Source organism: Arthrobacter sp. UCD-GKA (assembly GCF_001863355.1).
Taxonomy (GTDB): Bacteria; Actinomycetota; Actinomycetes; order Actinomycetales; family Micrococcaceae; genus Paeniglutamicibacter.
In genome coordinates, this window is the sequence record NZ_MOLR01000013.1 from 58,052 (window position 1) to 84,808 (window position 26,757).

Annotated in this window: 22 protein-coding genes and 1 riboswitch; of the genes, 9 read left to right on the forward strand and 13 right to left on the reverse strand. The window is 68.1% G+C overall.

All coding sequences use genetic code 11. The annotated features are described in order from the left end of the window. Nucleotides 1-128 precede the first annotated feature (128 nt). The 5 genes from BLJ79_RS18880 to BLJ79_RS18895 all read left to right on the forward strand — a co-directional run bounded on the left by BLJ79_RS18880 (nucleotide 129) and on the right by BLJ79_RS18895 (nucleotide 6,148). Entirely contained in the window at nucleotides 129-1,655 is a 1,527-nt protein-coding gene (locus BLJ79_RS18880) for a sodium:solute symporter family protein (RefSeq protein WP_071216328.1), read from the forward strand. A gap of 113 nt (nucleotides 1,656-1,768) precedes the next feature. Next, on the forward strand, nucleotides 1,769-2,347 hold the full coding sequence (locus BLJ79_RS18885; protein WP_071216329.1) for a DinB family protein: 579 nt from the start codon (nucleotides 1,769-1,771) through the stop codon (nucleotides 2,345-2,347). Between the two features lie 12 nt (nucleotides 2,348-2,359). Continuing rightward, nucleotides 2,360-2,472, forward strand: a riboswitch (SAM riboswitch). 20 nt (nucleotides 2,473-2,492) lie between these two features. Then, on the forward strand, nucleotides 2,493-2,765 hold the full coding sequence (locus BLJ79_RS23080) for a hypothetical protein (RefSeq protein WP_139194968.1): 273 nt from the start codon (nucleotides 2,493-2,495) through the stop codon (nucleotides 2,763-2,765). 241 nt (nucleotides 2,766-3,006) lie between these two features. Then, entirely contained in the window at nucleotides 3,007-4,110 is a 1,104-nt protein-coding gene (locus BLJ79_RS18890) for a VIT1/CCC1 transporter family protein (RefSeq protein ID WP_071216330.1), read from the forward strand. Nucleotides 4,111-4,738: 628 nt separating this feature from the next. Continuing rightward, entirely contained in the window at nucleotides 4,739-6,148 is a 1,410-nt protein-coding gene (locus BLJ79_RS18895) for a DUF222 domain-containing protein (RefSeq protein WP_071216331.1), read from the forward strand. A gap of 106 nt (nucleotides 6,149-6,254) precedes the next feature. Here the strand turns inward: BLJ79_RS18895 and BLJ79_RS18900 are convergent, their stop codons facing one another. Further along, nucleotides 6,255-7,217 (reverse strand): ROK family protein, encoded by a 963-nt coding sequence (locus tag BLJ79_RS18900; protein WP_071216332.1) that lies wholly within the window; start codon nucleotides 7,215-7,217, stop codon nucleotides 6,255-6,257. Then, a complete protein-coding gene (locus tag BLJ79_RS18905) occupies nucleotides 7,214-8,419 on the reverse strand; it encodes an LOG family protein (protein WP_071216333.1) in 1,206 nt (401 codons plus the stop codon). Before BLJ79_RS18905 ends, BLJ79_RS18900 begins: the two co-directional genes overlap by 4 nt. Nucleotides 8,420-8,521: 102 nt before the next feature. Between BLJ79_RS18905 and BLJ79_RS18910 the strand changes: the two genes are divergently transcribed. Then, nucleotides 8,522-11,854, forward strand: coding sequence for a DEAD/DEAH box helicase (locus BLJ79_RS18910; RefSeq protein ID WP_071216334.1), 3,333 nt, complete (start codon nucleotides 8,522-8,524; stop codon nucleotides 11,852-11,854). Here BLJ79_RS18910 and BLJ79_RS18915 read toward each other — a convergent pair. After that, nucleotides 11,851-12,051, reverse strand: coding sequence for a hypothetical protein (locus BLJ79_RS18915; RefSeq protein WP_071216335.1), 201 nt, complete (start codon nucleotides 12,049-12,051; stop codon nucleotides 11,851-11,853). The two genes, BLJ79_RS18910 and BLJ79_RS18915, sit on opposite strands and share 4 nt — an antisense overlap. A 160-nt stretch (nucleotides 12,052-12,211) precedes the next feature. Here BLJ79_RS18915 and BLJ79_RS18920 point away from each other — a divergent pair, with 160 nt between their 5' ends. After that, the gene (locus tag BLJ79_RS18920; protein ID WP_071216336.1) at nucleotides 12,212-13,249 is read left to right on the forward strand and encodes an agmatine deiminase family protein; all 1,038 of its coding nucleotides are present in this window, start codon (nucleotides 12,212-12,214) and stop codon (nucleotides 13,247-13,249) included. An 11-nt stretch (nucleotides 13,250-13,260) separates the two neighbouring features. Here the strand turns inward: BLJ79_RS18920 and BLJ79_RS18925 are convergent, their stop codons facing one another. The 3 genes from BLJ79_RS18925 to BLJ79_RS18935 form a co-directional block, all read right to left on the reverse strand. Beyond that, complete coding sequence (locus tag BLJ79_RS18925) at nucleotides 13,261-15,432, reverse strand: bifunctional polysaccharide deacetylase/glycosyltransferase family 2 protein (RefSeq protein WP_286135546.1); 2,172 nt, start codon at nucleotides 15,430-15,432, stop codon at nucleotides 13,261-13,263. Then, nucleotides 15,429-16,025 carry a hypothetical protein gene (locus BLJ79_RS23085; RefSeq protein ID WP_139194969.1) on the reverse strand — a complete coding sequence of 199 codons (597 nt, stop codon included), beginning with the start codon at nucleotides 16,023-16,025 and terminating at the stop codon, nucleotides 15,429-15,431. Before BLJ79_RS23085 ends, BLJ79_RS18925 begins: the two co-directional genes overlap by 4 nt. Before the next feature lie 158 nt (nucleotides 16,026-16,183). Continuing rightward, entirely contained in the window at nucleotides 16,184-17,242 is a 1,059-nt protein-coding gene (locus tag BLJ79_RS18935; RefSeq protein ID WP_071216338.1) for a zinc-dependent alcohol dehydrogenase family protein, read from the reverse strand. A gap of 324 nt (nucleotides 17,243-17,566) precedes the next feature. On the opposite strand from BLJ79_RS18935, the gene BLJ79_RS18940 reads away from it, so the two are divergent. Next, the gene (locus BLJ79_RS18940; RefSeq protein WP_071216339.1) at nucleotides 17,567-17,851 is read left to right on the forward strand and encodes a hypothetical protein; all 285 of its coding nucleotides are present in this window, start codon (nucleotides 17,567-17,569) and stop codon (nucleotides 17,849-17,851) included. 50 nt (nucleotides 17,852-17,901) lie between these two features. On the opposite strand, the gene BLJ79_RS18945 is transcribed toward BLJ79_RS18940, so the two are convergent. From BLJ79_RS18945 to BLJ79_RS18975, 7 genes are all read right to left on the reverse strand, one after another. Beyond that, the gene (locus tag BLJ79_RS18945; protein ID WP_083411473.1) at nucleotides 17,902-18,903 is read right to left on the reverse strand and encodes a PDR/VanB family oxidoreductase; all 1,002 of its coding nucleotides are present in this window, start codon (nucleotides 18,901-18,903) and stop codon (nucleotides 17,902-17,904) included. Beyond that, entirely contained in the window at nucleotides 18,900-20,054 is a 1,155-nt protein-coding gene (locus BLJ79_RS18950) for an aminotransferase class I/II-fold pyridoxal phosphate-dependent enzyme (RefSeq protein WP_071216340.1), read from the reverse strand. The genes BLJ79_RS18945 and BLJ79_RS18950 overlap by 4 nt, the downstream gene beginning before the upstream one ends. A 48-nt stretch (nucleotides 20,055-20,102) precedes the next feature. Beyond that, nucleotides 20,103-20,870: an amino acid ABC transporter ATP-binding protein gene (locus BLJ79_RS18955; protein WP_286135550.1), complete on the reverse strand. Its 768-nt coding sequence runs from the start codon at nucleotides 20,868-20,870 to the stop codon at nucleotides 20,103-20,105. Next, nucleotides 20,867-21,844 (reverse strand): amino acid ABC transporter permease, encoded by a 978-nt coding sequence (locus BLJ79_RS18960; protein ID WP_083411474.1) that lies wholly within the window; start codon nucleotides 21,842-21,844, stop codon nucleotides 20,867-20,869. Before BLJ79_RS18960 ends, BLJ79_RS18955 begins: the two co-directional genes overlap by 4 nt. After that, on the reverse strand, nucleotides 21,841-22,740 hold the full coding sequence (locus BLJ79_RS18965; protein WP_071216341.1) for an ABC transporter substrate-binding protein: 900 nt from the start codon (nucleotides 22,738-22,740) through the stop codon (nucleotides 21,841-21,843). Before BLJ79_RS18965 ends, BLJ79_RS18960 begins: the two co-directional genes overlap by 4 nt. Nucleotides 22,741-22,891: 151 nt before the next feature. Beyond that, nucleotides 22,892-24,568, reverse strand: a complete 1,677-nt coding sequence (locus tag BLJ79_RS18970; protein ID WP_071216342.1) for an HAL/PAL/TAL family ammonia-lyase — start codon at nucleotides 24,566-24,568, stop codon at nucleotides 22,892-22,894. After that, on the reverse strand, nucleotides 24,546-25,331 hold the full coding sequence (locus tag BLJ79_RS18975; protein ID WP_071216413.1) for an IclR family transcriptional regulator: 786 nt from the start codon (nucleotides 25,329-25,331) through the stop codon (nucleotides 24,546-24,548). Before BLJ79_RS18975 ends, BLJ79_RS18970 begins: the two co-directional genes overlap by 23 nt. Nucleotides 25,332-25,511: 180 nt before the next feature. On the opposite strand from BLJ79_RS18975, the gene BLJ79_RS18980 reads away from it, so the two are divergent. Continuing rightward, nucleotides 25,512-26,720 (forward strand): cytochrome P450, encoded by a 1,209-nt coding sequence (locus BLJ79_RS18980; protein WP_071216343.1) that lies wholly within the window; start codon nucleotides 25,512-25,514, stop codon nucleotides 26,718-26,720. Nucleotides 26,721-26,757 lie beyond the last annotated feature (37 nt).

Below are 26,757 nucleotides of genomic sequence, written 5' to 3' on the forward strand. Positions count from 1 at the left end.
TTGGTGTGTCCAGCTTAGGGCAATTGACGTGTAAGGCATCTCACATTAGCCTATGAGAAAACAAATGTTTACTAACAGGCATCATCTGCTGGCTGTTGGCCCCGCTCTCGAAGCAAAGGCACCCCCTCATGGAATTCATCAATGGCACCATCGTCGCCGTCTATCTGGCGGCCATGCTCATCTTCGGCTGGTGGGGCAAATCACGCACCAAGAACAGCAGCGACTACCTCGTCGCCGGCCGCCGGCTCGGCCCGTTCCTCTACACCGGGACCATGGCCGCGGTCGTCCTGGGCGGGGCATCCACCGTGGGCGGCGTCGGACTGGGCTACAAGTTCGGCATCTCCGGCATGTGGCTGGTCGTGGCGATCGGCGCCGGAGTCATCCTGCTCTCGCTGCTCTTCGCCCCGACCCTGCAGCGCCTGAAGATCTTCACGGTCTCGCAGATGCTCACCCTGCGCTACGGCAGCAAGTCGGCAACCAACACCTCGGGCATCGTCATGCTCGCCTACACGCTGATGCTCTGTGCCACCTCCACCAGCGCCTACGCAACGATCTTCGTGGTCCTCTTCGGCTGGGAACGCTGGATGGCCATCGCCATCGGCGGGGTCATCGTGGTCATCTACTCCACCATCGGCGGCATGTGGTCGATCACCCTGGCCGACCAGGTCCAGTTCGTCATCAAGACCGTGGGCATCTTCTTCCTGATGCTGCCCTTCGCGCTGAACGCCGCCGGCGGCATGTCCGGGATCCGCGAACGCGTCGGGGCCGAGTTCTTCAGCTTCACCGGCATCGGCGTGCAGACCATCATCACCTACTTCGTGGTCTACACCCTGGGCCTGCTCATCGGCCAGGACATCTGGCAGCGCGTCTTCACCGCCAAGACCCCGAAGGTGGCCCGCTGGGGCGGCACCACCGCCGGCATCTACTGCGTGCTCTACGGGGCCGCCGGCGCCATCATCGGCATGGCCGCCAAGGTCGCCCTGCCGGACATCATCGGTGCCGACACCAACAAGGACGTCGTCTACGCGGAGGTCGCCACGCAGCTGCTGCCCGTCGCGATCGGCGGACTGGTGCTGGCGGCGGCCGTTGCCGCGATGATGTCCACCGCCTCGGGCGCCTTGATCGCCGCTGCCACCGTGGCCCGCACCGATGTCACCCCGTTCGTGGCCAGCTGGTTCGGCAGGAACGTGCAGGTGAACACCAACGAAAACCCCGAGCACGACGTGCGCGCCAACCGCATCTGGGTGCTGCTGCTGGGCATTGTCTCGATCGTGCTGGCCATCATGGTCTCCGACGTGGTCGCGGCGCTGACCATCGCCTACGACATCCTGGTCGGCGGCCTGCTGGTGGCCATCATCGGCGGGTTGGTTTGGAAGCGCGGCAACGGATTGGGCGCCGCCGCCTCCATGGCAGCCGGAACCATCGTCACCCTGGGCACCATGATCACCCTGGAAATCCAGGCGGAGAACCGCTTCGACGGCATCTACGCCAACGAGCCGATCTACTACGGCCTTCTGGCCTCGGCGCTGACCTTCGTCGTGGTCTCGCTGCTCACCCGGCCCACCGCCGCGGCAGTGATCACCGGGTGGAACGCCCGGGTCGCCGGCCAGGGCGACGCCGAGGGCGCAGACCTCGAGCAGGTCGCCGGACACTAGGGCATATCCGCACCACCGCTGCCCCCCCTTGGCGCGCACCGCGTCGATGGGGGCCATCGCCCTTTTGGCCTGCCGCCATTCCCAACCGGACCCGGCGCTTCTAGGCTGGGGCCATGGACGATTTCAAGGACCACCTGGCGACCTACCTGACCAATTCCCGCGAGGCCATGCTCTGGAAGGCCCGGGGACTCAGCGACGGGGAAGCGACCCGGCCGATGGTGCCCACCGGCACCAACATCTTGGGCCTTGTCCAGCACCTGGCCTTCGTCGAGTACGGCTACTTCGTCCAATGCCTCGGCTTCACGATCGAGGACGAGTACTACGCGGCGCTGGCGGCCGATCCGGATGACAGCGCGGACATGTGGGTGTCGGCCGAGGTCCCCTGCGCCGAGGTCCTGGCCTTCTACCGGCGGGCCATCGAGGCGGCAAACCGCAACATCGCCGCGCTGTCCCTGGATGCCCCGGCAACCGTTCCGTGGTGGACCGGGGAACGGCGCCACACCACGCTCGGGCGGCTGATGCTGCACATGAACGTGGAAACCGCGCGCCATGCGGGGCACGCCGACATCCTGCGCGAGCTCATCGACGGGTCCACCGGGATGCGCCAGGACAACGACAGCATGCCGCCCTATGACGGCACTGCGTGGAACGATCTGCACAAAAAGATCCTGCGGGCCTCCGAATCGCGGTAATGTGGAACCCAGCTTCACGAGACGCGTCGGCAAGCTCCGACTCTAGGCGCGCACCAACCCCAGGTTCATGGGTGGTTCGGATGAAGAAGCGGCCGCGGTCCACTTGGCCCCGGCAAGAGCTAGTGAAAGGCCGTCCCGTACCGCCATGGCACCTTCCATCCCCGTCCTGCCCCTGCTTGATGTGCACCGCGCGGTGCTTCAGTTGCGGCTGCGCGGTTCCTGGCGCAGCTTCCACGTCGCGGACCCCGCCGCCCTGGCTGCGGCCCTGACCAACGCCGTGGCACCGCCGAGGTGGGAAGAGGCCTCCTCAACGCTCACGGTGCGGGTGCCGGAAGCGGGAAACAGCGCTGGTGGGGCCAGAATTTTTAGCCTCAGCGAATTCTCTCGGACCCTTCCGAACGCTACACTCGTGGGTTGAAGGGGAGTAGTTCCCAGCCCCGCCGGCAACGGCGGGACAGCGGTGCGTCGACATACTGGTTACAACGTTGTAACCCGGCAATCCACCCAGGGCCAGAGGCGGCAACGCCGGGTCCGGGCGAACGAGACCTTCGGTCCACACACTGGTGGCCCGAGGTCCAACGCACCCCAGAAACAATCCCGCTGGGCCTCCCCATCGCATGGCCTCCCGAGGCCGTGAACGCCCACACGAGGATGAGAGCATGACGCCGCAAGCGCCGACCCCCACCCCAGCCCAAATCAGACGATGGCGCAAGTACCTGGCCGACGAAGTCGCCGAGGGCGCGGTCTACCGCGAACTGGCCAACAAGCGCCACGGCGAGGAACGCGCGGTCCTGCTGGGACTGGCCGAGGCCGAAACCCGCCACGAGGAACACTGGCGGGCACTGCTGGGCGAGCATGCCGGCAAGGCCATGAGCCCCTCGATCCGCCGCACCATGCTCCGCTTCCTGGCCCGGCACTTCGGCTCCGTCTTCGTCCTGGCCCTGGCCCAGCGCGCCGAGGGCAACTCCCCCTACGCCGGGGACACCGACGCCAGCCGCCAGATGGCCGCCGACGAGCTGGTCCACGAAGAGGTCGTGCGCGGCCTGGCCACCCGGGGCCGCAACCAGCTCTCGGGCAACTTCCGCGCCGCGGTCTTCGGCGCCAACGACGGCCTGGTCTCCAACCTCGCCCTGGTCATGGGCATCGGTGCCACCGGGGTTGCCACCTCGATGGTGCTCTTCTCCGGCATTGCCGGCCTGTTGGCCGGCGCCTTGTCGATGGCCGCCGGCGAGTACGTCTCGGTGCGATCCCAGCGCGAACTGCTCTCCGCATCCAAGCCCACACAGGTGACCCTGGCCGCCGCCCCGGACCTGGATCTGGACGCCAACGAACTGGTGCTGGTCTACAAGGCCCGCGGCATGAGCGACGAGGATGCGGCCCACCGCGCCGCCGAACGCATGGGCATCTACTCCTGCGACTGCAACCCCTCGCTGTCGCTGCAGCCGGAGCTGGCCGACATCGCCGAGGCCCAAGAACACGAGGAAATCGGTTCGGCCATGGGCGCGGCCTCCTCGTCCTTCTGCTTCTTCGCCTCCGGTGCGGTGATCCCGATCCTGCCGTTCATCTTCGGCATGGGCGGCACCCCTGCCATTCTGCTCTCCGCCGTGCTGGTGGGCATCGCCCTGTTGCTCACCGGCGGGGTGGTCGGTCTGCTCTCCGGCGCCTCCCCGACCAAGCGCGGACTGCGCCAGCTGGCCATCGGCCTGGGCGCCGCGGGCATCACCTATGCCCTCGGCTTGCTCTTCGGCGGGTCCGTGGCCTAGCGGTCCACTTGAAAAGCGACGGCAGGGTGCCGCCATCTCCCGGAATCAGGGATTTGGCGGCACCCTGTTTCTTTGCAGCCCGCAGGTTGGAGTGATCCGCGTAGGCTAGCAGGCCATGACTAGAACTAGAACATATTTCCGACTTACGATTCCAGTGGGATGGGATCGGGCGTAAAATTGGGCTATGGCTGGTGAAGTCCCGGCTTGTCCTCGTGGACATCCGGATGGTCGGATTGCGCGTGACGGCATCCAACTGGATGGCGGGCGGCCCCGGAAGGGCATGCGGTGCATCCTCCCGGGAGGCTCCTGTCGCGGCCTCCTCGGTGTTGTCAGCAGGACCTGCACAAACGTTGAGACCCGTGTTGAATGCGAGAACCACCTGGCCCCTCACTGGGGGTCGGTTATGCCGGCACAGTTTGAGTATTTGATTCGGGAGATGAAGCGCAGTTGCCGTGAAGACCGGAGCAACGCGAACAGCCACTGGTACCCGGCAGCCCAACTCAGGTTGCACACCGATTCTGACGAAAAATCCGTCGATCTCATCCCACAGGAATCGTGAGTAGGACGCATTTTCTAAATTTCTTGAACAGCTGTTTCAATTGTAGGTCTCTAGTTCTACAATGGAGGTATGGCAACGACGTCATCGAGCGGCTTCCCTTCCGCCGGCACCACCACCGGTGGCGCCAGCAGGAATCTGGGCTACGAAGCGCTGCTGGACGACGGGGCGGACATGGACGCACTGGTTGCCGAACACCTGGCCCGCACCGGCACCGCCGGGATCCTGTCCCTGGCCGCCGCGGTGAACGAGGCCCCGGTGCTGACCGGTACCCATGAGGCGGTGGCTGCGGTTGGCGCCCTGGAAACCTTGAAATGCGCCGCCACGGCGAAGCAGGCCGACCACAGTGTCGCCTACCAGGACGCCCTCATCGCCGACCGGCAGCGCGCCGGGGTCAGGGAGAAGAACCCCGCGTGGGGCTCCGGCGGGGACGTTGCCCTGGCGATGCGCTTGTCCCCGTGGAGCGGAACCAAACGCACCAACGATTACCGGATCCTCGCCGAAGACCTTCACCGCTGCCATCAGGGACTGCGCCAAGGCATCTTGACTTGGGACCAGGCACACGTGGTCATCAGCGGCACCCGGAACCTCAAGATCGAAACCCGGAGAATGATCGACGAGCTGCTGTGGGAGGACACCCACACCTGCTTCGAGGCCGGGACTGCGACGCTGCGTGAGCTGGTCAACTACTGGGCCCTCGTCCTGGAACCCGACACCGCCGAACAGGATGAAGACGACGCCGCCGAGAAGCGGTACGTCAGCGGCTACCAGATGAACGAAAACTCCGTGCGGATCGTCGGCGAGTTCCCGCTGGACCAGGGCATTCCCATCTTGCAGGTCATCCACCGGGAGACCGAGCGTCCCCGGGAGGCCGGAGACGACCGCACCAATGCCCAGGTCGCGGCTGACGCGGTCTTCGAGGCGGTGACCGGCACCAAGGCCACCGGCTCACGACCGGTGGAGCTACTGGTGATGATGGATCCAGAGAGCCTCGCCGGTGACAGCAACGAACCGGCGCTGATCCCGGGCCACGGTTACATCAGCGCCGCCAAGGCCCGATCGCTGGTGGCGGGCGATCCCGAGCACCCGCTGGACACCTGGTACCGGCGCGTCTACGCCGCCCCGGACACCGGCAAGCTGGTCGCGATGGATTCCGCGGCCCGCCGTTTCGCAGGAAACCTCAAGCGCTTCATCACCCTCCGCGACCAACGGTGCCGCACCCCGCATTGCAACGGCCGCATCCAGGAACTAGACCACGTCGTGCAGGTGCGCCGCAATGGCAAGACCACCGAGATTAATTCCTCGGGTCGCTGCCGGACATGCAACCAATYCAAGGAGGCGCCCGGCTGGCACGAGGAACCGCTGCCCGGACGGGGCCGCCATTCCTTCAAGATCACCACCCCCAGCGGCCACAGCTACACCTCTACGGCTCCGCCACCGCGTCCCGGCACCGGCATGGCCCGACCCCCCCAGCGAATTTAGCCGACCGCCGCCACGCGCGGGAAGCCCACACCATTTCACCACCGGGGATGCAAGCACGCATCCCCGGCAAAACCCATGCGCTCAGGGGGGCACAGGAGACGGTGAATCAGTCGGCGAGCGCCCTGCGGGCCAAGTCTGCGGCACCCACCATTCCCGCGTCGGCACCCAGCTCTGCACGAGCCACTTCCGCAAAGGGCCGGTAGCCGCGCCCACTCAGGTTCTCCCGGTAGGTGACTTCGGCGGTTTCCACCAACAACGGCACCGCAGCACCCAGCCCGCCCCCAATGACAAAGATTCCCGGGTCCAACACCGCCGCCAGGTTGGCCAACCCACGTCCCAGCCATTGACCGGCCTCGATGATCAACTCGCGGCAGGCCGGGTCCCCGTCGGCGGCAAGGGCGGTGACAAGCTCACCGGTCACCAGGTGCGGGTCGTTGCGCGCGGCCTCGCGGAGCGCAAAGGCCACCGGCGAGTGCACCGCCATCAGGCTGCGCCCCTCGCGGGCCAGCGCATTGCCCGAGGCATACTGCTCCCAGCATCCACGGTTCCCGCAGGCGCAGCGCTGCCCGCCGGGAACGATGGTTTGGTGGCCGAATTCCGAGCCCACCCCGAACCTTCCGCGCTGCAGCTGCCCGTCAACGACGATGGCGCCGCCGATCCCGGTGCCAAGGGTCAGGCAGACCACGTGGCTGTGCCCTCGAGCGGCACCGAAGCGGTATTCGGCCCAACCGGCGGCATCCGCGTCGTTGCTCAATAGCACACGTCGTCCCGTGGCGGCCTCGAGCTTGGCCCGCAGCGGCTCGTTGCGCCAGGCCAGGTGCGGGGAGAAGAGCACCGAGCCGCCGTCCGGGTCCATCCATCCTGCCGCACCCACGCCCACCGTGGCCTCCGGGGCATCGGCGCCAAGCGCGGCGATGAGCGAAGCCACGGTGTCCAGCACCGCGGCCGGATCATGCCCTGCCGTCGCGTGCCGAAGGTGCCGGGAGACCCTTCCGTCCGGGCCCACCAGTCCCGCGGCGATCTTGGTGCCGCCGATGTCGATGCCGATGGCAGGGGAACCGGCACTCATGCCAGTCCCCGGACCCCGGAGATCGAGCCGTCGTTCAGGTCCACCAGGATCCGCACGGCCTCGGCCGCATCGTCGACCAGGAAGACCTTCTCCTCCATGGCCCTGCCGCGGGCCAGTTCGGCCAGCAACGGGTAGGCCGGCAGCGTCCGGGTCCAGTGCTCGATGCCCACCAGCACCATCGGGCTGATGCTGCCTTCGGCCCCGTAGAAGTTCTCGCACGCGTCCTGGAAGATTTCCTGCACGGTCCCGGCGGCGCCGGGCAGGAACACGATGCCCCCGGGGCAGCTCTTCAGCAGCACGGCCTCCCGGGTGGCGTTGGCGAAGTACTTGGCGATGTGGGTGGCGAACATGTTCGGCGGCTCGTGCCCGTAGAACCAGGTGGGGATCCCCAGGTTCGCCAGGCCGGCGGGCCAGCGTTCGCGCACGCGTGCCGCGGCCCGCGCCCAGCGGGTCACCGACGGGGCGAAACCCGGCTCCTGCGCCAGCATGCCCAGCGCCTCGGCCAGGTTCTCGGTGCTGCCCGATCCCAGGTAGGCACCCAGGTTCGCCGCCTCCATGGCCCCGGGCCCGCCTCCGGTGGCAACGATGAACCCGGCGCCGGACAGGGCGTGGCCCAGCCGTGCGGCCCGCTCGTAGCCGGCGGTCCCGCGCTCCTGGGCGTGCCCGCCCATGACCCCGACCAGCGGGGCGTGGGCCAGCGCGCCGTCGCGGATCTGCGAATCCAGCCGCGAACCGATGGCGTGGTCGTGCAGCGTGGTGGACAGCGCGGCGTTCAATGCGTCGTGGGCCCCGGCGCCGTAGCGGTGCGAGGCCCAGGCGTAGATCCGGGCGTCGGGCACCGACTCGTAGTTCCCGGCGTCCAGGCCCGCATAGAGCTCGCCCCCGGAATACAGCTCCCCGCGGTACGGGTCGAAGGGCAGCCCGGGGATCTCGGGGAAGACCAGTGCCCCGCCCCCGCGCAGCCGGCGCTCGGTCTTGCCCTCGATGTCGCAGCCCATGAACACCGAGCCCGCGGAGCGCAGCTTTTCCAGCACCGCGCTGCGGGCGCGCAGGTCCACCGACTGCACGTGCCAGCCGTGCATGGAGGCAGCCAGGCGCTTGTCCGTCAGCGCCAGCGCCGTGGCCGCATGCCTGTCGAAGTCGCCCAGCGACGCAATCTCAATGACGCGCGGGAGCGGATGCAGGGCCGGAGTGCTGTTCATGACACCTTAGACTAGCGACTTTCGGGTTCCCGGGCCGTATTCTTCGGCACGGCGACCCGCCCGGGTTAGGGCTGGGGGTCAGGAACGTGAAACGATGGGAGGATGACCGAATCTGCTTTTCCCATGGTCGATGCGCGTGAAATCCTGCGTGTCGTCGGCGGTGTCTCCTTCACCCGCGGCAAGGTGCTGGCCACCGACGCCGCGCTGAGCGGGTTCGCGTGGGATCCGGTCGACCAGGCCATGTCCGCCACGGTGTCCGAGGATTCCGAGCCCGCCCACGAGGTGCGCATCACCCTGGCCACCAAGAAGGGCGAGCGCGTCATCGACGACGCCACCTGCCCGTGCGGGGCCGCCCCCGCATGCCGCCATGTGGCGGCCGTGCTCATTTACTCGAACTCCATGCACCTGCGCGCCAAGGACGTGGTGTACCGCAACACCGCCGTGGCCGTCCCGGCCTGGCAGCAGGCCCTGCAGGAGCTGCTCGCCCCGGCGCCTGCCACCCCCACGTCCCTGGGCGGGGCCAACTCCAAGCACCCGGTGCTGCAGATGGGCTTGCAGTTCGAGCTGCAGGACACCACGCTCTCGGCGCACCAGCAATGGGCCCCCGGGTCCGGGGTGGGGCAGCTGAAGGTCGCCTCGAGGCGCTGGCGGCTGGGCGTGCGCCCGGTGGTGCGCTCCGGGTCCGACCGCTGGGCGCGGTCGAACCTGCGCTGGAACACCATCAGCTTCAAGACCTTCGGGCTGAACCTGGACATCGCGCAGTACCGCTGGTTCTGCCAGTTCGTGCCGCTCTACCGGGCCAAGGGCGAGCTCTACTTCGGCGAGGACAACGACTGGCTCTACCTCGACGAATACGCCTCCGCGCTGCTCTGGGAACTGCTGCCCACGGCCAAGGCCCTGGGCATCGCGCTGGTGGGCATGCGCACCAACACCCGGATCCTGCTCGCCTCCCCCGCCCACGTCGCCCTCGGCGCGCAGGCCGGCGAAGACGGGCTGGCGCTGGCACCGTCGCTGTCGATGGGCGGGCACCGCTTCATCCTCGACGCGCAGGCGCCGGCCGGTTCCATCGGCAACCACGGCGTCTACGCCGCCACCGGGGACCAGAACGAGATCTTCCTGGGCCAGGTCCCCGGCGGGCTGAGCCACACCGAGCTGTCGATGCTGCACCACCCCGAAACCCTCAACGTCCCGGAGGCCGAGACCGAGGAATTCTTCTCCCGCGTCTACCCGCGCCTGGCCCGCAAGCTGCGGGTCACCAGCCCCGACGATTCCGTGGCGCTGCCGGCGGTGCTGCCGCCCAAGCTGGTGGCCAGGATCCGCTACGGCACCGGCGAAACCGTCGACGTGGACTGGGTCTTCGACTACCAGGGCATGGTCGTGGACGCGGCGGACCGCGACGCCGCGGTGGAATCCGCGCTGGAATCCGAAGTGCTTGAAATCCTGAACCACTACCCGGCCTTCGAATCCACGGTGCTGGGCCCCAAGCACCTGGCGGGACTTGAGGTCATCGACTTCGTGCGCCGCGTGCTGCCGGCCCTGGCCGGGATCAAGGACCTGGTGCTCAACGAGACCGGCACCCGCCCGGTGTTCCACGAGCTCACCGAGGCCCCGGAGCTGGTCATCACCACCGTGGAATCGGACCGCCGCGACTGGTTCGACCTGGGCCTGCTGATCTCCATCGGCGGGCGCCAGATCCCCTACGCCGACATCCTGCGCGCCCTGGCCCAGGGGCAGACCAAGCTGCTGATGCCGGACCGCACCTACTTCTCCCTGGAGGATCCGCTCTTCGCCAAGCTCCGCGCCCTGGTCACCGAGGCCAGCGGGCTGCGGGACATGAAGGACAAGGAAGCGGACATCTCGCTGACGCAGTACCAGTACGCCATGTGGGAGGAACTGGACGCGCTGGCCACGCACATCGAGGGCCCGGACCAATGGGTCAGCGCGCTGAACTCGCTGGTGGACTTGAAGACCACCGCCGTCACCGACCTGCCCGAGACCCTGAACGCGACGCTGCGCCCCTACCAGGTGGAGGGCTTCGGCTGGCTGGCCACGCTGTGGCGCAACGGGCTGGGCGGGGTGCTGGCCGACGACATGGGCCTGGGCAAGACCGTGCAGACCCTGGCCCTGATGCTGCACGCCCACCAGGTATGGGCCAACCCCGACGCCTTCGAGGGCATCACCGCCCAGGCCAAGGTCCGCGCCCCGTTCCTGGTGGTCGCCCCGACCTCGGTGGTGTCCAACTGGAAGGRCGAGGCCGCGCGCTTCGCCCCTTCCCTGCGGGTCGTGGCGGTCACCGACACCGAGTCGCGCGCCAGCGCCTCGCTGGCGGCCCTGGCCCGGGAGTACGACGTGGTGGTCACCTCCTACACGCTGCTGCGCCTGGACGACGACGCGTACGCGGACATCAACTGGGCCGGGCTGATCCTGGACGAGGCGCAGTTCGTGAAGAACAAGGCGACCAAGGCGCACCACGTGGCCCGTGACATGCCCGCCCGCTTCAAGCTGGCGATCACCGGCACGCCCATGGAGAACAACCTCATGGAGCTCTGGTCGATCTTCGCCATCGTCTCCCCGGGGCTCTTCCCCTCCGCGGTGCGCTTCGCGGAGAACTACCAGCGGCCCATCGAGCGCCAGGGCCTGCCCGAGCCGCTGGTGCGCCTGCGCCGGCGGATCCGCCCGTTCATGCTGCGCAGGACCAAGGACGCGGTGGTCACCGACCTGCCGCCGAAGCAGGAACAGGTGCTGCACGTGGAGCTGGGCGAGGCGCACCGGAAGGTCTACGACACGCACCTGCACCGCGAGCGGCAGAAGGTGCTGCGCCTGGTCGATGACATGGACAAGAACCGGTTCACGATCTTCCAGTCGCTGACCCTGCTGCGGATGCTGGCGCTGGATGCCTCGCTGGTGGATCCCGACTATGCCGATGTGCCCAGCGCCAAGCTGGACGTGCTCTTCGAGCAGCTCGAGGATGTGCTGGCCGAGGGCCACCGCGCACTGATCTTCTCCCAGTTCACCTCCTTCCTGAAGAAGGCAGCTGACCGGCTGGATGCCGCCGGGGTGCCCTATGCCTACCTGGACGGCTCCACGCGCAAGCGCGCCGAGGTCATCGATTCCTTCAAGTCGGGCCAGGCGCCGGTGTTCCTGATTTCGCTGAAGGCCGGCGGCTTCGGGCTGAACCTCACCGAGGCCGACTACTGCTTCCTGCTGGATCCCTGGTGGAACCCGGCCGCGGAGTCGCAGGCGGTGGACCGGGCGCACCGCATCGGGCAGACCCGCAACGTGATGGTCTACCGAATGGTCGCCAAGGACACCATCGAGGAGAAGGTGGTGGCGCTGCAGGATTCCAAGCGCCAGCTGATCTCCTCGGTCATGGACGAGGGCGCGGGCTTCGGCAAGGTGCTCAACGCGGACGACATCCGCGAACTGCTGCGTTAGCCGGCCGGCGCCTTCGCGGCGGCCTGGAGGGCGAATCCCGCCAGCAGGAGCTCCAGGCCGTATTCGAAGGTCCGCAGCGCGCGGTCCCCGGACCCCAGGCCCGCCTCGAGCGCCTCGCGCCAAGGTCCTGCCGCGTTTTCTCCGGCCAGTGACGCCTCGGCGCCGAACCCGCCCGCGGCCAGGGCGCAGGAGCGCATGCAGCCGGTCGCGATCCGCCGCAGGGTTTCACCCCTTGCGCCACGTGACGCAAGCCACCATACTAAAATGAACGACATTCATTTATGTGACGGCGATCTCCGCGCAGGGCCTCCCGCCTCGACCGCCTCCCACACACCCAGCACCTTGCAGGAGTCAGACATGAACTGGACCATGCCCGCCGAGACCGCGGCCCAGAAGCGCGTGTGGATGGCCTTCCCGCACGGGGGCTACACGCTGGGCGACACCGAGGCCGAGGCCCACGCGGCCCGCTCGACCTGGGCCAGCGTCGCCCATGCGGTGGCCGAGTTCGCACCGGTGTCCATGGTCGTGGACCCGGAAGACACGCAAGTCGCCGCGCAATACCTCGACGAGCGGATCGAGATCCGCACCGCGGAGCTCAACGACGCCTGGATGCGCGACATCGGCCCCACCTTCGTCACCAACGACACCGGGGAACTCGCCGCCGTCGACTGGGTCTTCAACGGCTGGGGCGCCCAGGACTGGGCGACCTGGGACAAGGACGCACTGATCGGCGCGGCCGTGGCCGGCTGGGCCGGGGTTCCGCGCATCGCCTCCGCGCTGGTCAACGAGGGCGGCGCCATCCACGTGGACGGCGAGGGCACCGTGCTGGCCACCGAATCGGTGCAGCTGGACCCGGGTCGCAACCCGGGGACCACCAAGGAAGAGGTCGAGGCGGAGTTCGCCCGCACCCTGGGCGCCACAAAGGTGCACTGGCTTCCACGCGGGCTGGCCCGCGACTCCCAGGAGTTCGGCACCCGCGGACACGTGGACATCGTCGCCACCATCCCCTCCCCAGGCACCGTGCTGGTGCACAGCCAACTGAACCCCGAGCACCCCGACCATGCCATCTCCCGGGAGCTGATCGACACCTTCCGCGGCGCCACCGACGCCAGGGGCCGCGAATTCAACGTCATCGAGGTCCCCGCCCCGACCGTGCTGCGCGATGCGGAGGGCTTCGTGGACTACAGCTACATCAACCACCTCGTGGTCAATGGCGGCCTGGTGGCCTGCACCTTCGACGACCCGAACGACGAAGCGGCCCTTGCCGTGCTGGCCGCGGCCTACCCGGGGCGCAAGGTCGTGGGCGTGGATGCCCGGGAGCTCTACGCCCGCGGCGGCGGCATCCACTGCATCACCCAGCAGGAACCCGTGGCCGGGGTACTGCGCCCGGCCTGACCGCCGGGCGGCTAGCGCGCCGAGGCCCGGGGCTGTGAATCCATCGGGGCGCGCAGCGAACCGTAGCGTTCCATCCGGTGCCAGCGCAGGCGCACGCCGGCCAGCGCGGTGACCACCGACTGGATCACCACCAGGTACATCAGCTGCCGGTACACGAACTGCTGAAGCGGCAGCGTCCACAGGGCGCGCAGCGGCTCGCGGTCGAGCCGGAACGCGTAGGCCGCCATGATGAACTGGATCAGCAGGAAGGCGCCCCAGAGGAGGGCAATCCTGACGGGATCCAGGAACACCAGGCCGTAGATGGCAAAGATGTCGACCACGGGCGCGAAGAGCGGAAGCAGCACCTGGAAGAGCAGCAGGTAGGCCAGCCCCCGGCGCCCCAGCTTCCCGGCCGCACCCGACTGCGCGATGGCCCCGCGGTGCTTCCACATGGCCTGCAGCGTGCCGTAGCACCAGCGGTAGCGCTGCTTCCACAAGGCCCCGAGGGTCGCCGGGGCCTCGGTCCAGGCCAGGGCGTCGTCCTCGTAGACGACCCGCCAGCCGTCGCGGCACAGGGCCATGGTCAGGTCGGTGTCCTCGGCGAGGGTGTCGCCGCTGACCCCGCCCACCCGGGCCAGGGCCTCGCGGCGGAAGGCGCCGATCGCCCCGGGAACCGTGGGCATGCATTCGGCGACGTCGAACAGGCGCCGGTCCAGGTTGAAGCCGACGACGTATTCGATGTGCTGCCACGCACCGAGGATGCCGCCGCGGTTGGCGATCTTGGTGTTGCCCGAGATGGCGCCGACCCGCGGATCGGAAAAGCGCTGGATCAGCACGTGGACGGTGTCGGGTTCGAAGACGGTGTCCCCGTCGACCATCACCACCAGGTCGTGGCGGGCCGCGGCGATCCCGGCGTTCAGCGCCGAGGGCTTCCCGCCGTTCTCCTTGCGGATGACCTCGACGCCGGGCAGCCCGAGCGCCTCGACGATGTCGGCGGTGCCGTCCGTTGAACCGTCGTCGACCACGATGACCTGCACCGGATGGGTCGAGGCGGCGATGGACCGCACGGCCGCCTCGATGCCGGCCGATTCGTTGTAGGCGGGGACGATCACGCTGACCGGGTCGAGGACCTCGGTGCGCATCGGCGAGGTGAACCAGGCCCGGCCGCGCTCGGCCTCGCGGCTGCGCCGCACGGCCCGGCTGTGCCGGAAGGCAACCACCATCACCAGCACCGCCCGCCCCAGAGTCACGGTCCCGGCCGCGACCAGGCCCCAGGAGATGGCCGTGGCGACGGCATCGGTGAAGCGGACACCGAAGACGAATGCGGTCCCGATCAAGGAATCGGCGGCGGACGCCTGCCGGGTGCTGTCCACGCCGATCGAGTCGCCGACCGTGGTGAAACGGTGGCCGGGCCCGTCCTGCTTCCCCAGCGCCGCGGACAGCGCCTCCACGGTCTGCGAACGGTTCCCCCCGCCGTCGTGCATCAGCACCACCTGGCCCCCGGCCCCGTGCAGCAGCAATTGGCCGGTGATCACCTTGGCGCCGGGGGCGCGCTCGTCGGCGCTGTTGAGCGTGCTCAGCACGGTCAGGAAGCCCTCGTCCGCTGCCGTCTGCATGGCCGACCACTGTCCGTTCGTCGTGGACGCGTTCCCCGAGCTGTGGGGCGGGCGCAGCAGCGACGGCGATTGGCCGGTGATCCCCGCGACGACCTTTTGGGCACCCCGGATCTCGAGCTCGCGCCGCCACGAGGGGGCCCCAGAGAGGTCGGCGTGCGTGAGGGTCTGGATGCCGATCTCGTGGCCCTCGGCGGCCATGCGCCGCAGCAGCTCGGGATGCCGGATCGCCGAGGTACCGGTGACGAAGAAGGTGGCATGGACCCCGTGCTCCCGCAGGACATCGAGGATCTTCGGGGTCCAGGCCGGGTCGGGCCCGTCGTCGAAGGTCAGCGCCACGGTGCGGTCGGAGGGGCCGGCCGTGCGGACATCCTGCCCGCGGGCATCAATGACCGGGCCACCGTCCCGGACTGCCGCCGGGACGTCCCCGGCGGCGCGGCTCACGGGCGCGGGGCCGTCGCCGATGCCTGCCAGGTGGTTCATGTACCCCTGGATGGCCAGCGACAGCCCCAGCGTCAGGACGACGACAACCATGAGGAACCAGTGCGCCGCGATGCCGCCGGTGCGGGCCGCCCGGCGTCCGCGGCTCACGGAAGGGTTTCCCGGGTGGGCTTGGCCGGGCCGGTGCCGTCCTGCCCGGGAGCGGTTGCGTTGCGGCCCGGTGCGTCCTGGCTCTTTCCCGGGGTGGTCGGCTCGCTGCCGGGGCTCGGTGCGGCACTCGCGGGAGCTGTGCTCGGTGCCGCTTGCGGGGCCGTGGTTTCACGGGGAACGGCCGAGCTGGAGGGGGCAGCGGATTCGGTTGCGGAAGGAGGCGCGGCGGTGGGCGCGGTTTCTTCAGGGGTGCTTGTGGCCGCCTCGGTGCCGGCGGGCGCATCGGGTGCCGCCACGGGCGGTTCCTCGGCGCGTTCGGATGCCGGGGTTGGTGTTGGCCGCGGTTTCGTCGAGGCTTCGGGCCCGGCCGCGACCGCTGGCTGTCCCCCCGAAGCGGGCAGCCTTGGTGCCGCGGTCGTGGAGCCGCCCAGGAAGGCGACCAGGAGCAGTGCCACGTACAGCGCCATCAGGCCCGCGACCACCACCCCGGCTTTCTTGAGCCGCTGCAGGCGCCTGCCGGAGGGGTCCACGAAGACGGGTTCGCTTGCGGCGGTGGACGATCCTCGGACGGGGTTTTGGGTAAAAGCTGGCATCGCCACCAACGATAACGCACGCCGCAAAGGTCACAAAATGGTCACGATGACAAGTCCCGAGGCCCGTCGCCCTTGAATTGCGCGGCGCACGGGACTAGGGAAAAAACCTTCCGACGTGTGGTCCGGGGGGCTGCCGGGCCGCACGGCGGGAGGGTGCATCAGCCAAGCTTGAGCATGACCTTGATCGAACGTCGCTCGTCCATGGCCCGGTAGGCCTCGGGCACCTGCTCAAGGCCCATGACGGTGTCGAAGACCAGGCCGGGGTTGATCGTGCCGGCCAGCACATCCTCGAGCAGCTCGGGCAGGTACGCCCGGGTGCTGGCGGCACCGCCGGCGACCGAGATGTTCTTGGAGAACAGCACCGAGATCGGCAGCCCGTCCTGGCCGTGCGGAACTCCCACGAAGCCCAGCGAGCCGCCGGGCCTGGTGCAGCGCAGTGCCTGGTCCATGGCCTCGGCGGTGCCCACGCATTCGAGCACCGAATCCGCCAGCACTCCCCCGAGCAGTTCGCGCACCTTCACGGCGGCCTCGGCCCCCCGCTCGGCAACCACATCGGTGGCCCCGAATTCGCGGGCCAGCGCCGCCCGGTCGGCGTGCCGGGACATCGCGATGATGCGCGTCGCCCCCAGGCGCTTGGCGGCAAGCACCCCGCACAGGCCCACGGCGCCGTCGCCAACGACGACGACACTGCGCCCGGGTGCCACCCTGGCTCCCAGCGCGGCGTGGTGTCCGGTGCCCATCACATCCGAGAGCGCCAGCAGCGACTTGGACAGCGCCTCGTCCGGATCGGTGACGCCCGGGACAGGAACCAGGGTGCCGTCGGCGTTGGGGACCCGCACCGCCTCGCCCTGTCCGCCGTCCACCGGCAACCCGTTCTCGTCGTTCCCGCCCCAGGACGCCCGGTGCTCGCAGGCTACCTGGACGCCGTTGCGGCACGGCGGGCAGGTGCCGCAGCTATTGGCCCAGGGGGCCACCACGAAGTCGCCGACCTTCAAGGTGGCGACCTTGCTCCCGAGCGCCGTCACGGTTCCAATGAACTCGTGGCCGATGCGCCGGGGCTCCGGGGTCGGGTTGATGCCGCGGTAGGGCCACAGGTCCGAGCCGCATACGCAGGCCGCGCCGACCTTCACGATGGCGTCGGTGTCGGCGAGCAGGACGGGATCGGGGCAGTCCTCGACGCGGATGTCCCGCGGTCCGTGGATCAGTGTGGCGCGCATGGTTGCCTCCGCAGGCTGGGATTGGTGTTTTCGCTTCCCAGCCTATGCCCGTTCGTTGGACACGGAGCCGCAAAACGCTCCATGCGCCGGGCTCCCGGGACATATGACCCCGTGTTGCTCCCCTTGACCCGTGGTGGCAAGGTGTCCCCGATTCAACGTATGGTTGAAACAGCTTCACGAATTCTGGCTGCCGCAAGGCAAGGCTCCGACCTAAACAGATACCAACCCCATAGTTGCACGGTGGGTGGTTCGGATGACGAAGCGGCCCTTTCGCGCATCCCGCACGCAGGGGCAAGGACAACGAATATCAAGGACGTGTGCATCATGTACAGCCCCAGCCTGGCCACCGCTTCGCCCGCCAATCCCCTGCCGCGCTTTGCCGGGGACTGGATCACCGCGTGGCTCGACATCGACGACGACACCAGCCTGCTGCATGTGGGTTCCGGGCCCGGCGAATGGGTCCTCGAGGCACTCGCCCCGCAAAGGCTTTCGGCCGCATTGGACGGCCGCGGGCCCGTCGAGGTCCAGTTCAACCCCGAGCTGCTGGTGGTGCTGGTTCCCGGGGCGCACGAGCTGGTCGGGGACTCGTTTTTCCGCCTGCGCGCCTGAAGTTCCAGGACGCCCGGGCCGTTCTGGAACCCCGGCCGCGCGATGCCTCGCTAGATGTCCAGGATCATGCGCAACCCCTTGCACCGAGACACGCAGATCATCATGGTATCCCCCGTCTGGCGTTCCTCCTCGGACAGCAGCGAGTCCCGGTGATCGATATCCCCCGAGACCACCGGGGTCTCGCAGGTCCCGCAAATGCCCTCTCGGCACGAGTTCAGCACCGGCACCCCGGCCTCCGCGAGCGCGTCCAGGATGCTGGTGCCCACCGGCACCTGCACCGTCACGCCGTCGGTGGTTTCCACGGTGAACTCGTGGTCCCCGTCCGCCGGGGCGGTGGCGGCCGGGTCGGCCACGAACCGCTCGGAGTGGAACCGGGTCTTGTCCTCCCAACCGGCGGCCAGTGAAGCAATGAAGTCCAGCAGCGGGCCCGGGCCACAGGCATAGGTGTGGAACGCTGCCTCCGCGTCCCCCAGCAGCTCCTTCAGCGGGTAGAGACCGGCGGTGTCGTCGGCATGCACATGCACCTTGTCCCCGTAGCGGGCCAGCTCGGCGGTGAACGCCATCGATTCCAGGCTCCGGCCCAGGTAGACCATTCGCCACGGGATCCCGGATTCCTCGGCCGCGGCGAGCATCGGCAGGATCGGGGTGATCCCGATGCCCCCGGCAATGAACAGGTATTCCGGGGCCGGCTGCAGCCCGAAGTTGTTGCGCGGTTCCCGGACCTTGACCCGGGCACCGGGCCGCAGGTCGTCGTGCACGTAGGCGGAGCCGCCGCGGCCCGCCGGCTCGCGCAGCACCCCCAGCCGCCAGCGCCGGGCCCCGGCCTCGGAACACAGCGAGTACTGGCGCAGCAACCCGTTGGGCAGCAGCACGTCGATGTGCGATCCCGGGGTCCAGCCCGGCAGCGGCAGGGCCGCCGGGTGCGCCAGGTGCAGGGAGAGCACGCCAGAGGATTCGGTGCGGATCTCGGCGACCTCCACCTCGAAGAAGCCGTCCGTCCCGATGCCCAGAAGGGCCTTGGAATTAGGATCCAGTCCGGTGTCGATGGTCATGGTCGCGATGCACCTCCAGTGCTGTGGTGTGTTTCCGCGGACGATGCCGCGCTATGCAAAACCGGGATGCCCGGCAGGGATGGATCCAGCGAGTCGACGGCGTCCAGCACCGCGTCGGAGGCCTCGCGCACGGAGATGGTCACCCGCACCCCCGAGCCGGGGAAGGCGCGCACCGAGACGCCGCGGGCCACGCAGGCGGCCTCCAGCTCCAGCGAGCGCGGTCCGGCGGGGATCCACAAGAAGTTCCCGCCGCTGGGCGGGACCGGCAGGCCGCGGGCAAGCAACCCCTCGTGCAGGTACGCGCGCTCGGCCACGACCCCGGACACCGTGGCGGCCAGGTGGGCGGTGTCGGACCAGGCCGCGACCGCGCCGGCCTCGGCCAGCGAACTGAGCCCGAAAGGCGGGGCCACGGCACGGATGTTCGCCGCGATTCCCATGCCGGTGAGCAGGTAGCCGGCCCGGGCCCCGGCCAGTGAGTAGGCCTTGGAGAAGGTCCGCAGGATGACCAGGTTCGGGTGGGACTCCAGCAGGTGCCGCGAGTCGGTTTCGTTTTCGGCGAACTCCCGGTAGGCCTCGTCGAGCACCACCAGCACGTGCCGCGGCATGCGGTCCAGGAATGCCGTGAGCTCCGCATTCCCCAGCACGGTGCCGGTGGGGTTGTTCGGGTTGCACAGCAGCACCATGCAGGTCTTTCCGGTAACCGCCTTGCCCATGGCGTCCAGGTCGTGCCGGTGGGCCGGGTCCAGGGGCACGGGCAGCGATTCGGAGCCGGCCAGGGCAATGAGTATCGGGTACGCCTCGTAGCTGCGCCAGGCATGCACCACGGTGGATCCGGCCGGTGCGTAGGCATCGAGCACCTGTCCCAGCAGGGCCAGGGAACCGCCGCCCACCACTATCTGTCCCGGGTCCAGGTCCAGCCCGGAAGCGATTGCCGCGACCAGCTTGTCCCCGGCGATGCCCGGGTAGCGGTTGGCGCCGGCCGCGGCGGCGGCCATCGCGGCAACGGCCGCCGGGGACGGGGCGGTGCACGATTCGTTCGAGGACCCCACCCAGCGCACGGTGTCCAGGCCCGCTGCCCGCGAGTACCTCGGCAGCGTGGCCACGATCGCGCGCGGCACCGGGCCGGCGCACATGCCGGTATGCATGCTCATCTGTATTGCTCCGTTCAGGGGGTTGTCTTGGTGATGTGCCCGGGCGGGCTAGGCCAGGACCTTGGATAGGAACGCCTGGGTGCGTGGTTCACGCGGATTCTCCAAAACCTGGGTCGGGCTGCCTGATTCGACCAATTGCCCGTCGGCCATGAAGTGCACGACGTCGCCGACCTCCTTGGCGAAGCCCATTTCGTGGGTGACCACGATCATGGTCATGCCGGAGGCGGCCAGCGAACCCATCACGTCCAGCACTTCCCCGACAAGTTCCGGGTCCAGCGCGCTGGTCGGCTCGTCGAAGAGCATCAGTCGCGGCTTCAGGGCCAGCGCACGGGCGATCGCCACGCGCTGCTGCTGGCCTCCGGAGAGCTGGGCGGGGTAGTGCTTGTACTTGTCGGCCAGCCCGACGCGGTCCAGCAGCTCCATGCCCTCGCGCAGCGCCTGGGCTTTGTTGCGCTTCTGCACCACGACCGGTCCCTCGATGACGTTCTCCAGGGCCGTGCGGTGCGGGAACAGGTTGAACTGCTGGARGACCATGCCCACTGCCGCGCGCTGCTTCGCCGTCTGGTTTTCCTTCAGTTCGTGCAGCTTGTTGCCGGAACGGCGGTAGCCGATGCGTTCCCCGGCCACCCACAATTCCCCGTCGTTGATCTTCTCGAGGTGGTTGATGCAGCGCAGGAACGTCGACTTGCCCGAGCCCGAGGGGCCCAGCAGGCACGCGACCTGCCCGGCCTGTACCTCCAGGGAGATGCCCTTGAGGATTTCCAGGTGTCCGAAGGACTTGTGGACGTTGCGTGCCCGCAGCATGGGTTCGCTCATTTGGTGGGCTCCAATTCCGGTTCGTTGGCCTGGGCCGCGGCGGGCTCTGCGGCGGACGGAACCCCGGCCGCGGCGGTTCCCGGGGTGGGCGGCTTCTTGCCCTTCATCGGGGTGAAACCGCGTTCGAAGTGCCGTTCAATGAAGTGCTGTCCGACCGAGAACACCGCGGTGACCGCCAGGTACCAGATCGCCGCGACGATCAGCAGCGGAATGGTCTGGAAGTTGCGCGAGTAGATGATCGAGACGCTGGTGAGCAACTCCGAGTAGCCGATCACGATGACCAGCGAGGTGTACTTGAGCATGCCGATGGTCTCATTGCCGGTCGGCGGGATGATCACCCGCATGGCCTGCGGCAGCACGACCCGGCGCATGGTCTGCAGGCGGGACATGCCGATGGCCTTGGCGGCCTCGGTCTGCCCCGGCGGAATGGCCCGGATCCCGGAGCGCACGATCTCGCCCATGTAGGCACCCTCGTTCAGGCTCAGGCCCAGCAGGGCCGCGGTGAACGGGGAAATGACCGAGTTCGTGTCAATGCTCAGCAGCTCGGGCCCGAACGGGACGCCGAGCACGATGGTGGGGATCAGCGCCGCCAGGAAGAACCAGAACAGCAGCTGCACCATCAGCGGGGTGCCGCGGAAGAACCACGAGTATGCCCAGGCGGCCGAGGACAGGATCGGGTTGCTCGAGAGCCGGCACACCGCCACCACGATGCCCAGCAGGACGCCGATGAGCATCGAGATCCCGGTGAGCATCAGCGTCTTGGCCAGGCCCGAGAGCACCGGTGCGGCGAAGAGGTACTCGCCGACCACATCCCAGTGGAAACGCTCGTTGGTGAACATCGCGTAGATGGCCATCGCCAGGATGCCCACCACGGCCACGGCCGCCACCCAGCGACCCACGAAGCGGGCCGGAACGACCCTCAGATCGGGTTCCTCGTTGCGTCGGCGTTCGGCGACGGCTGCCACCTGGGTCATTCCTTGACCCCGTTGACCTCAAAGGTTTCCATGGAGTGGTCGGCCATGTCGTAGTCGGCCAGGATCTTGTCGTAGGTCCCGTCGGCCTTGATGGCCTCCAATCCCTTCTGGATGGCACCCATCAGCTGTTCCTGGTCCTTGGGGAAGACGATGCCGAAGGCCAGGTCCTGGTAGCGCTCGCCCATCGCCAGCGCACCCTTGGATTCTGCGGCGATGACCGAACCCGAGGTCGAATCAACCAGGAAGGCATCCACGCGGTTGGACTGCAGGGCCAGCACGGCCTGGTTCTGCCCGGCGAAGATGGTGACTTCGACCTTTTCCTTGCCCGCTTCCTCACACTTCTTGGAGGCACCTGCGGCGTCGGCGTCCTCGGTGGTTCCCTTGACGATGCCGACGTGGGCACCACACAGGTCATCGAGCGTCTTGAGCTTCTCGGCGTTGGCGGTCGAGGTCATGACCCCGCCGCCGGCGGAGAAGTAGTCCAGGAAGTTCACGGCCTTCTGGCGTTCAACGGTGTCCGACATCGCCGACATCGCCATGTCGTAGCGGGCGGAGGAAAGCCCGGGGATGATCGCATCGAAGGAGATGTTGTCGAAGTCCATGGTGACCCCGAGCTGCTTTTCCAACGCGTCGGCGATCTCGCGGTCGATGCCGATGATGGTGGTGCCGTCGGTGTCGTAGGACTCGAACGGCGGGTATTCCACGTTGCTGGCCACATTGATGGTCCCGGATTCCTGGACCTTCTGGGGCAGTTCCTTGAACAGCGGGGCCGAGGTGTCGGTGGCGACGGGCTTCTCGGCGTCGGCTGCTCCGCCGCAGGCGCTGACGCCAAGCAGGGCGGCAATGGCCAGGGCGCCGAGGGCGGTGGAACGGATGGTGCGATTCGTGTTCTTCATGATGCGAACTCCCTTGTGCTTGCTGCTCGTGGAACTTCTTTTCAGGGGTCCCGTCGTCTTTGGCGGGATGTTTTTGGGTGCACCGATCCAACCCACCGGCAAGGTGCCGGTGGACCGGTGTGGGTTTTTGTTCGGTGGCGTGCTTCCGGCGTCAGCCGGCGAGCGCCTGGTTGACCGCGTCTACCACGGTTCCGTCATGGACCAGTTCCAGTGCCTTGCGGATCCTGGGGTACATGACGACGTCGGCGCGGATGTGGTCGATGGGCCGCCCGTCGTCCGAGGACGTGCCGCGGACCAGGGCCAGTGCCGCGGCGGCTGCCGGGCTCAGGCGGGCATCTGCGGTGGCTTCGAGCCCTAGGCGCAGTTCGAGGGCCTGGGAGGCCATGAGCAGTTCGATGCCGACCACCGATTCGATGTTCGCCACGATCTGCCGGGTGTGGCGTCCGGCGTTGTTCGCCATCGACACGTGGTCTTCCTGGTTGGCGCAGGTCGGGATGGAATCCACCGAGTCCGGGTGGGCGAGGGTCTTGCAATCGGAGACCAGTGCCGCGGCCAGGTACTGCGGGAGCATGTAGCCGCAGTCCATGCCGGTCTGCTCGGAGTCGATGAGCATGTCCGGAAGCCCGCGGTTCAGTGTGCCGTCATCCAGGCGGAAGAGCCGGCGCTCGGTGATGGAGCCGATCTCGGTGACCGCGATCGAGATGAAGTCGGCGGCGAAGGCCACGTATTCGGCGTGGAAGTTGCCTCCCGACACGGCCTTGAGCTTTCGGGTGTCGGGCAGCGAGGGGAAGATCAGCGGGTTGTCGGTGGCCGCGTTGATCTCGTTTTCCAGGATGCCGGCGGCGAAGGCCAGCGTGTCCTTGATGGGGCCGAAGACCTGCGGGACGCAGCGCAGCGAGTAGGCGTCCTGCGGTGGCTGGCGTACCGGGTCGGTGGTGGCGTTTCCGTCGATCAGGGTGGAGCCGGCGAGCAATTCGCGGATGCGGGCGGCCACCTCGATCTGGCCGCGCTGGCCGCGGGCCTGGTGCAGTTCGTCGATGAATGCGTCCCCGAAGCCCATCAGCGCCTCGATGCTCATGGCGGCGGTGATCTGTGCGGTCTCGAGCAGGTTCTGCGCGTCATAGAGGGCCAGTGCTGCCTGGGCGGCGGAGAAGGAAGTGCCGTTGAGCAGTGCCAGCCCGTCCTTGGCCCCCAGCGGCAGGCGTTCGATCCGGGCCGCTGCCATGGCCTTGATCCCGGAGACGACCTTGCCCTCGAGCATCGCCTCGCCCGAGTCCAGTTCGATATCCTCGCCGGTGTGCGGGCGGGACATCACGATGGCCACGTGGGCCAGCGGGATCAGGTCCCCGGAGGCACCTAGCGACCCATACTCGGGGATGGCCGGGCAGACCCCGGCGTTGAGCATGTCCACGAGCGTGGTGACGATTTCCGGGCGGATGCCGGAGAAGCCCTGGGTGAGCGAAACGATACGGATGAGCATGGTCGCGCGGACCACTTCCTCGTCGACGTAGCGGCCCACGCCGGCGGCGTTGGAAAGCACCAGGCGGCGCGAGAGCTCGGCGGCGTCGGCCGGTTCGGCGAAGGCGCGGCGTCCCGCCAGGGAACCGAAGCCGGTATTGATGGAGTAGATCGGCGGGGTGTCCTTGCCCGGGCCCATCGAATCCACGACGCCCTGCAGCCAGTTTCGGGACGGTTCCATGACCGCGAAGACCGCCTCATCGATGACCACCGGGCGGCGGTGGCGGGCGACCTGGATCAGGTCCTCAAGGGTCGTGCGGTGGATACCGATCCGCACCGGTGCGGTCTCAGGCAATACTGCTGTAGTCATCAAGGGTCTCCCTGGTTGATTTGTTCGGGGTGCTGGCTTGCAGCAAGTCTGTGAGGTTTGCGGCCGCGTCGCGCATGACCTTCAGCGTCGAAGCGATCCACAGCTTGGATCCGCAGCGGCCCTCGGGGCCGGCCACGTTCAACGAGCAGACCACTTCGCCGCGGCTGAACACCGGGATGGCGACGGACACCGATCCCTCGTCGAGCTCGCCCCTGGAGAGGACAACCCCGGAGGAGCGGATCTGCGGGATGCTGGACAGGATTTGTTCCGGGCCCAGGGTGTTGGGGGTGAAGCGCGTCATCGGTCCGGCGAGGACCTGGCGCACAACCTCCGGGGGCGCCCAGGCGAGCATCATGCGTTGCCCGGCCCCGGCGTGGAGGGGCAGCAATTCGTTGATCGCGAACGTGTACTTCAGCGATTTGTCCGGTTCAGCACGGCGCAGGCACATCGCGTGGTCCCCGATGCGCACGATCATCACCGCTGTTTCACCGACCTTCTCGACGATCGAACGCAACACCGCGTTGCCGACCTCGGCCAGGTAGGACTGGGCCAGGTGCTGTCCGGACATGTGCAGCAGCACACGGCCCGGGCGATAGCGCCCGTCCTCCTCGGACACGAACTCCTGCTCGCGCAGGACCTTGAAGTACCGATATGCGGAGCTGGAGGGAATGCCCAGCCTGAGGGACACGGCATCGACCGTGGTCTCGCCGCTGGCGGTGATCTCCGCCAGAATTTTCAGCCCGCGCTCAAACGAGGATGACATGTTCGCTCCCTTCCCCCAATCGAATGTGATGGTCCGCACATTCCGGCGCCACGGGATAGATGTTCCATGGTTCATCCGGGTAGGACAATCTTGATTCTCGCATAATGGGAATCGGATTAACTCGCATTCCCGCGCCTCGCTAGGTTGGGTGTCATTCACCCCTACCCGCAGGAGGCACCCATGGAATCCGTCCTTGCCGCATCGACGGTCCCGGTCTTCACGCAAGACCCCTACGCGCCGGAGCACCTGGCCGACCCGTACCCGCTGTTCGCGAAGATGCGCGCCGCGGGCCCGGTGGTCATGATGCAGGAGCATTCCCTGCACGCGGTCACGCGTTTCGCCGAATGCAAGGAGGTCCTGGACGACTACCGCACCTACATCTCCGGGGCCGGGGCCGGACCGAAAAACCTGCACCACGAACCCAGCTGGCGAGCCCAGGGCATCATGGAGTCCGACCCGCCGATCCACACCGACATGCGTCATGCCATGGCCGGGGTCATTTCCCCGCGCGGGGTCCGCTCGCTGCGCGCCGGCTTTGAGTCCTACGCCACCGAACTGGTCGATTCCCTGCTGGAGGCCCGCAGCTTCGACCTGATCAAGGACATGGCCGAGGTCTTCCCGCTGCGTGCCTTCGGCGACGCCGTCGGCATCCCGCGCGAGGGCCGGGCCGAGAACCTGCCGGCGCTGGGTGCGGCGAACTTCTCCACGTTCGGTCCCGACACTGCACTGGCCCGCGAACACTTCGCGGCCGGATCCGGGATGAACGACTGGGCCATGGCCAATACGGCCCGTGAGAACCTGTCCCCCGGTTCGCTCGGCGCGCAGATCTGGGAGTACGCCGACCGCGGGGAGATCAGCGCGGACCAGGCCGCGTTGCTGGTCAGGGCGATGCTGTCGGCCGGGCTGGACACCACCATCTTCTCCCTGGGTGCCACGTTGCTGGCCCTGGTTTCCAACCCCGGCGAATACGCCAAGGTCCACCAGAGCCCGAAGCTGGTGAAGTTCGCCATCGACGAGGCCTTCCGCTACGAGTCCCCGTTCCAGTCCTTCTACCGCACCACCTCGCGGGACACTGTGCTGGGCGGGGTGGAACTGCCGGCGGACACCAAGGTCGCGGTTTTCGTCGGCTCGGCCAACCGCGACGCCGAACGTTGGGGTCCGAGGGCCGACGAGTACGACATCACCAGGTCCGCCGGCGGGCACCTGGCTTTCGGCATGGGCATCCACCAATGCGTCGGACAACCGCTCTCCCGCCTGGAAATGGAGGTGCTGCTCACCGAGTTCGCCAAGCGCGTGAAGTTCGTGGAGCTCACCGCCGAACCCGAGCAGTTCCTGCACACCACGCTGCGCGGCTGGAAGTCCATTCCGGTGAAGATCACCGCGGCCTGATCCGCCAACGCGCCGCAGGCACGCGAAAATCGTGCGT

Bases quoted from the DNA above. Each gene is read 5' to 3' on its own strand.
- BLJ79_RS18880 (WP_071216328.1), top strand. From the start codon at position 129: ATGGAATTCATCAATGGCACCATCGTCGCCGTCTATCTGGCGGCCATG.
- BLJ79_RS18885 (WP_071216329.1), top strand. From the start codon at position 1,769: ATGGACGATTTCAAGGACCACCTGGCGACCTACCTGACCAATTCCCGC.
- BLJ79_RS23080 (WP_139194968.1), top strand. From the start codon at position 2,493: ATGGCACCTTCCATCCCCGTCCTGCCCCTGCTTGATGTGCACCGCGCG.
- BLJ79_RS18890 (WP_071216330.1), top strand. From the start codon at position 3,007: ATGACGCCGCAAGCGCCGACCCCCACCCCAGCCCAAATCAGACGATGG.
- BLJ79_RS18900 (WP_071216332.1), bottom strand. From the start codon at position 7,217: ATGAGTGCCGGTTCCCCTGCCATCGGCATCGACATCGGCGGCACCAAG.
- BLJ79_RS18905 (WP_071216333.1), bottom strand. From the start codon at position 8,419: ATGAACAGCACTCCGGCCCTGCATCCGCTCCCGCGCGTCATTGAGATT.
- BLJ79_RS18915 (WP_071216335.1), bottom strand. From the start codon at position 12,051: ATGCGCTCCTGCGCCCTGGCCGCGGGCGGGTTCGGCGCCGAGGCGTCA.
- BLJ79_RS18920 (WP_071216336.1), top strand. From the start codon at position 12,212: ATGAACTGGACCATGCCCGCCGAGACCGCGGCCCAGAAGCGCGTGTGG.
- BLJ79_RS23085 (WP_139194969.1), bottom strand. From the start codon at position 16,025: ATGCCAGCTTTTACCCAAAACCCCGTCCGAGGATCGTCCACCGCCGCA.
- BLJ79_RS18935 (WP_071216338.1), bottom strand. From the start codon at position 17,242: ATGCGCGCCACACTGATCCACGGACCGCGGGACATCCGCGTCGAGGAC.
- BLJ79_RS18940 (WP_071216339.1), top strand. From the start codon at position 17,567: ATGTACAGCCCCAGCCTGGCCACCGCTTCGCCCGCCAATCCCCTGCCG.
- BLJ79_RS18945 (WP_083411473.1), bottom strand. From the start codon at position 18,903: ATGACCATCGACACCGGACTGGATCCTAATTCCAAGGCCCTTCTGGGC.
- BLJ79_RS18950 (WP_071216340.1), bottom strand. From the start codon at position 20,054: ATGAGCATGCATACCGGCATGTGCGCCGGCCCGGTGCCGCGCGCGATC.
- BLJ79_RS18960 (WP_083411474.1), bottom strand. From the start codon at position 21,844: ATGACCCAGGTGGCAGCCGTCGCCGAACGCCGACGCAACGAGGAACCC.
- BLJ79_RS18965 (WP_071216341.1), bottom strand. From the start codon at position 22,740: ATGAAGAACACGAATCGCACCATCCGTTCCACCGCCCTCGGCGCCCTG.
- BLJ79_RS18970 (WP_071216342.1), bottom strand. From the start codon at position 24,568: ATGACTACAGCAGTATTGCCTGAGACCGCACCGGTGCGGATCGGTATC.
- BLJ79_RS18975 (WP_071216413.1), bottom strand. From the start codon at position 25,331: ATGTCATCCTCGTTTGAGCGCGGGCTGAAAATTCTGGCGGAGATCACC.
- BLJ79_RS18980 (WP_071216343.1), top strand. From the start codon at position 25,512: ATGGAATCCGTCCTTGCCGCATCGACGGTCCCGGTCTTCACGCAAGAC.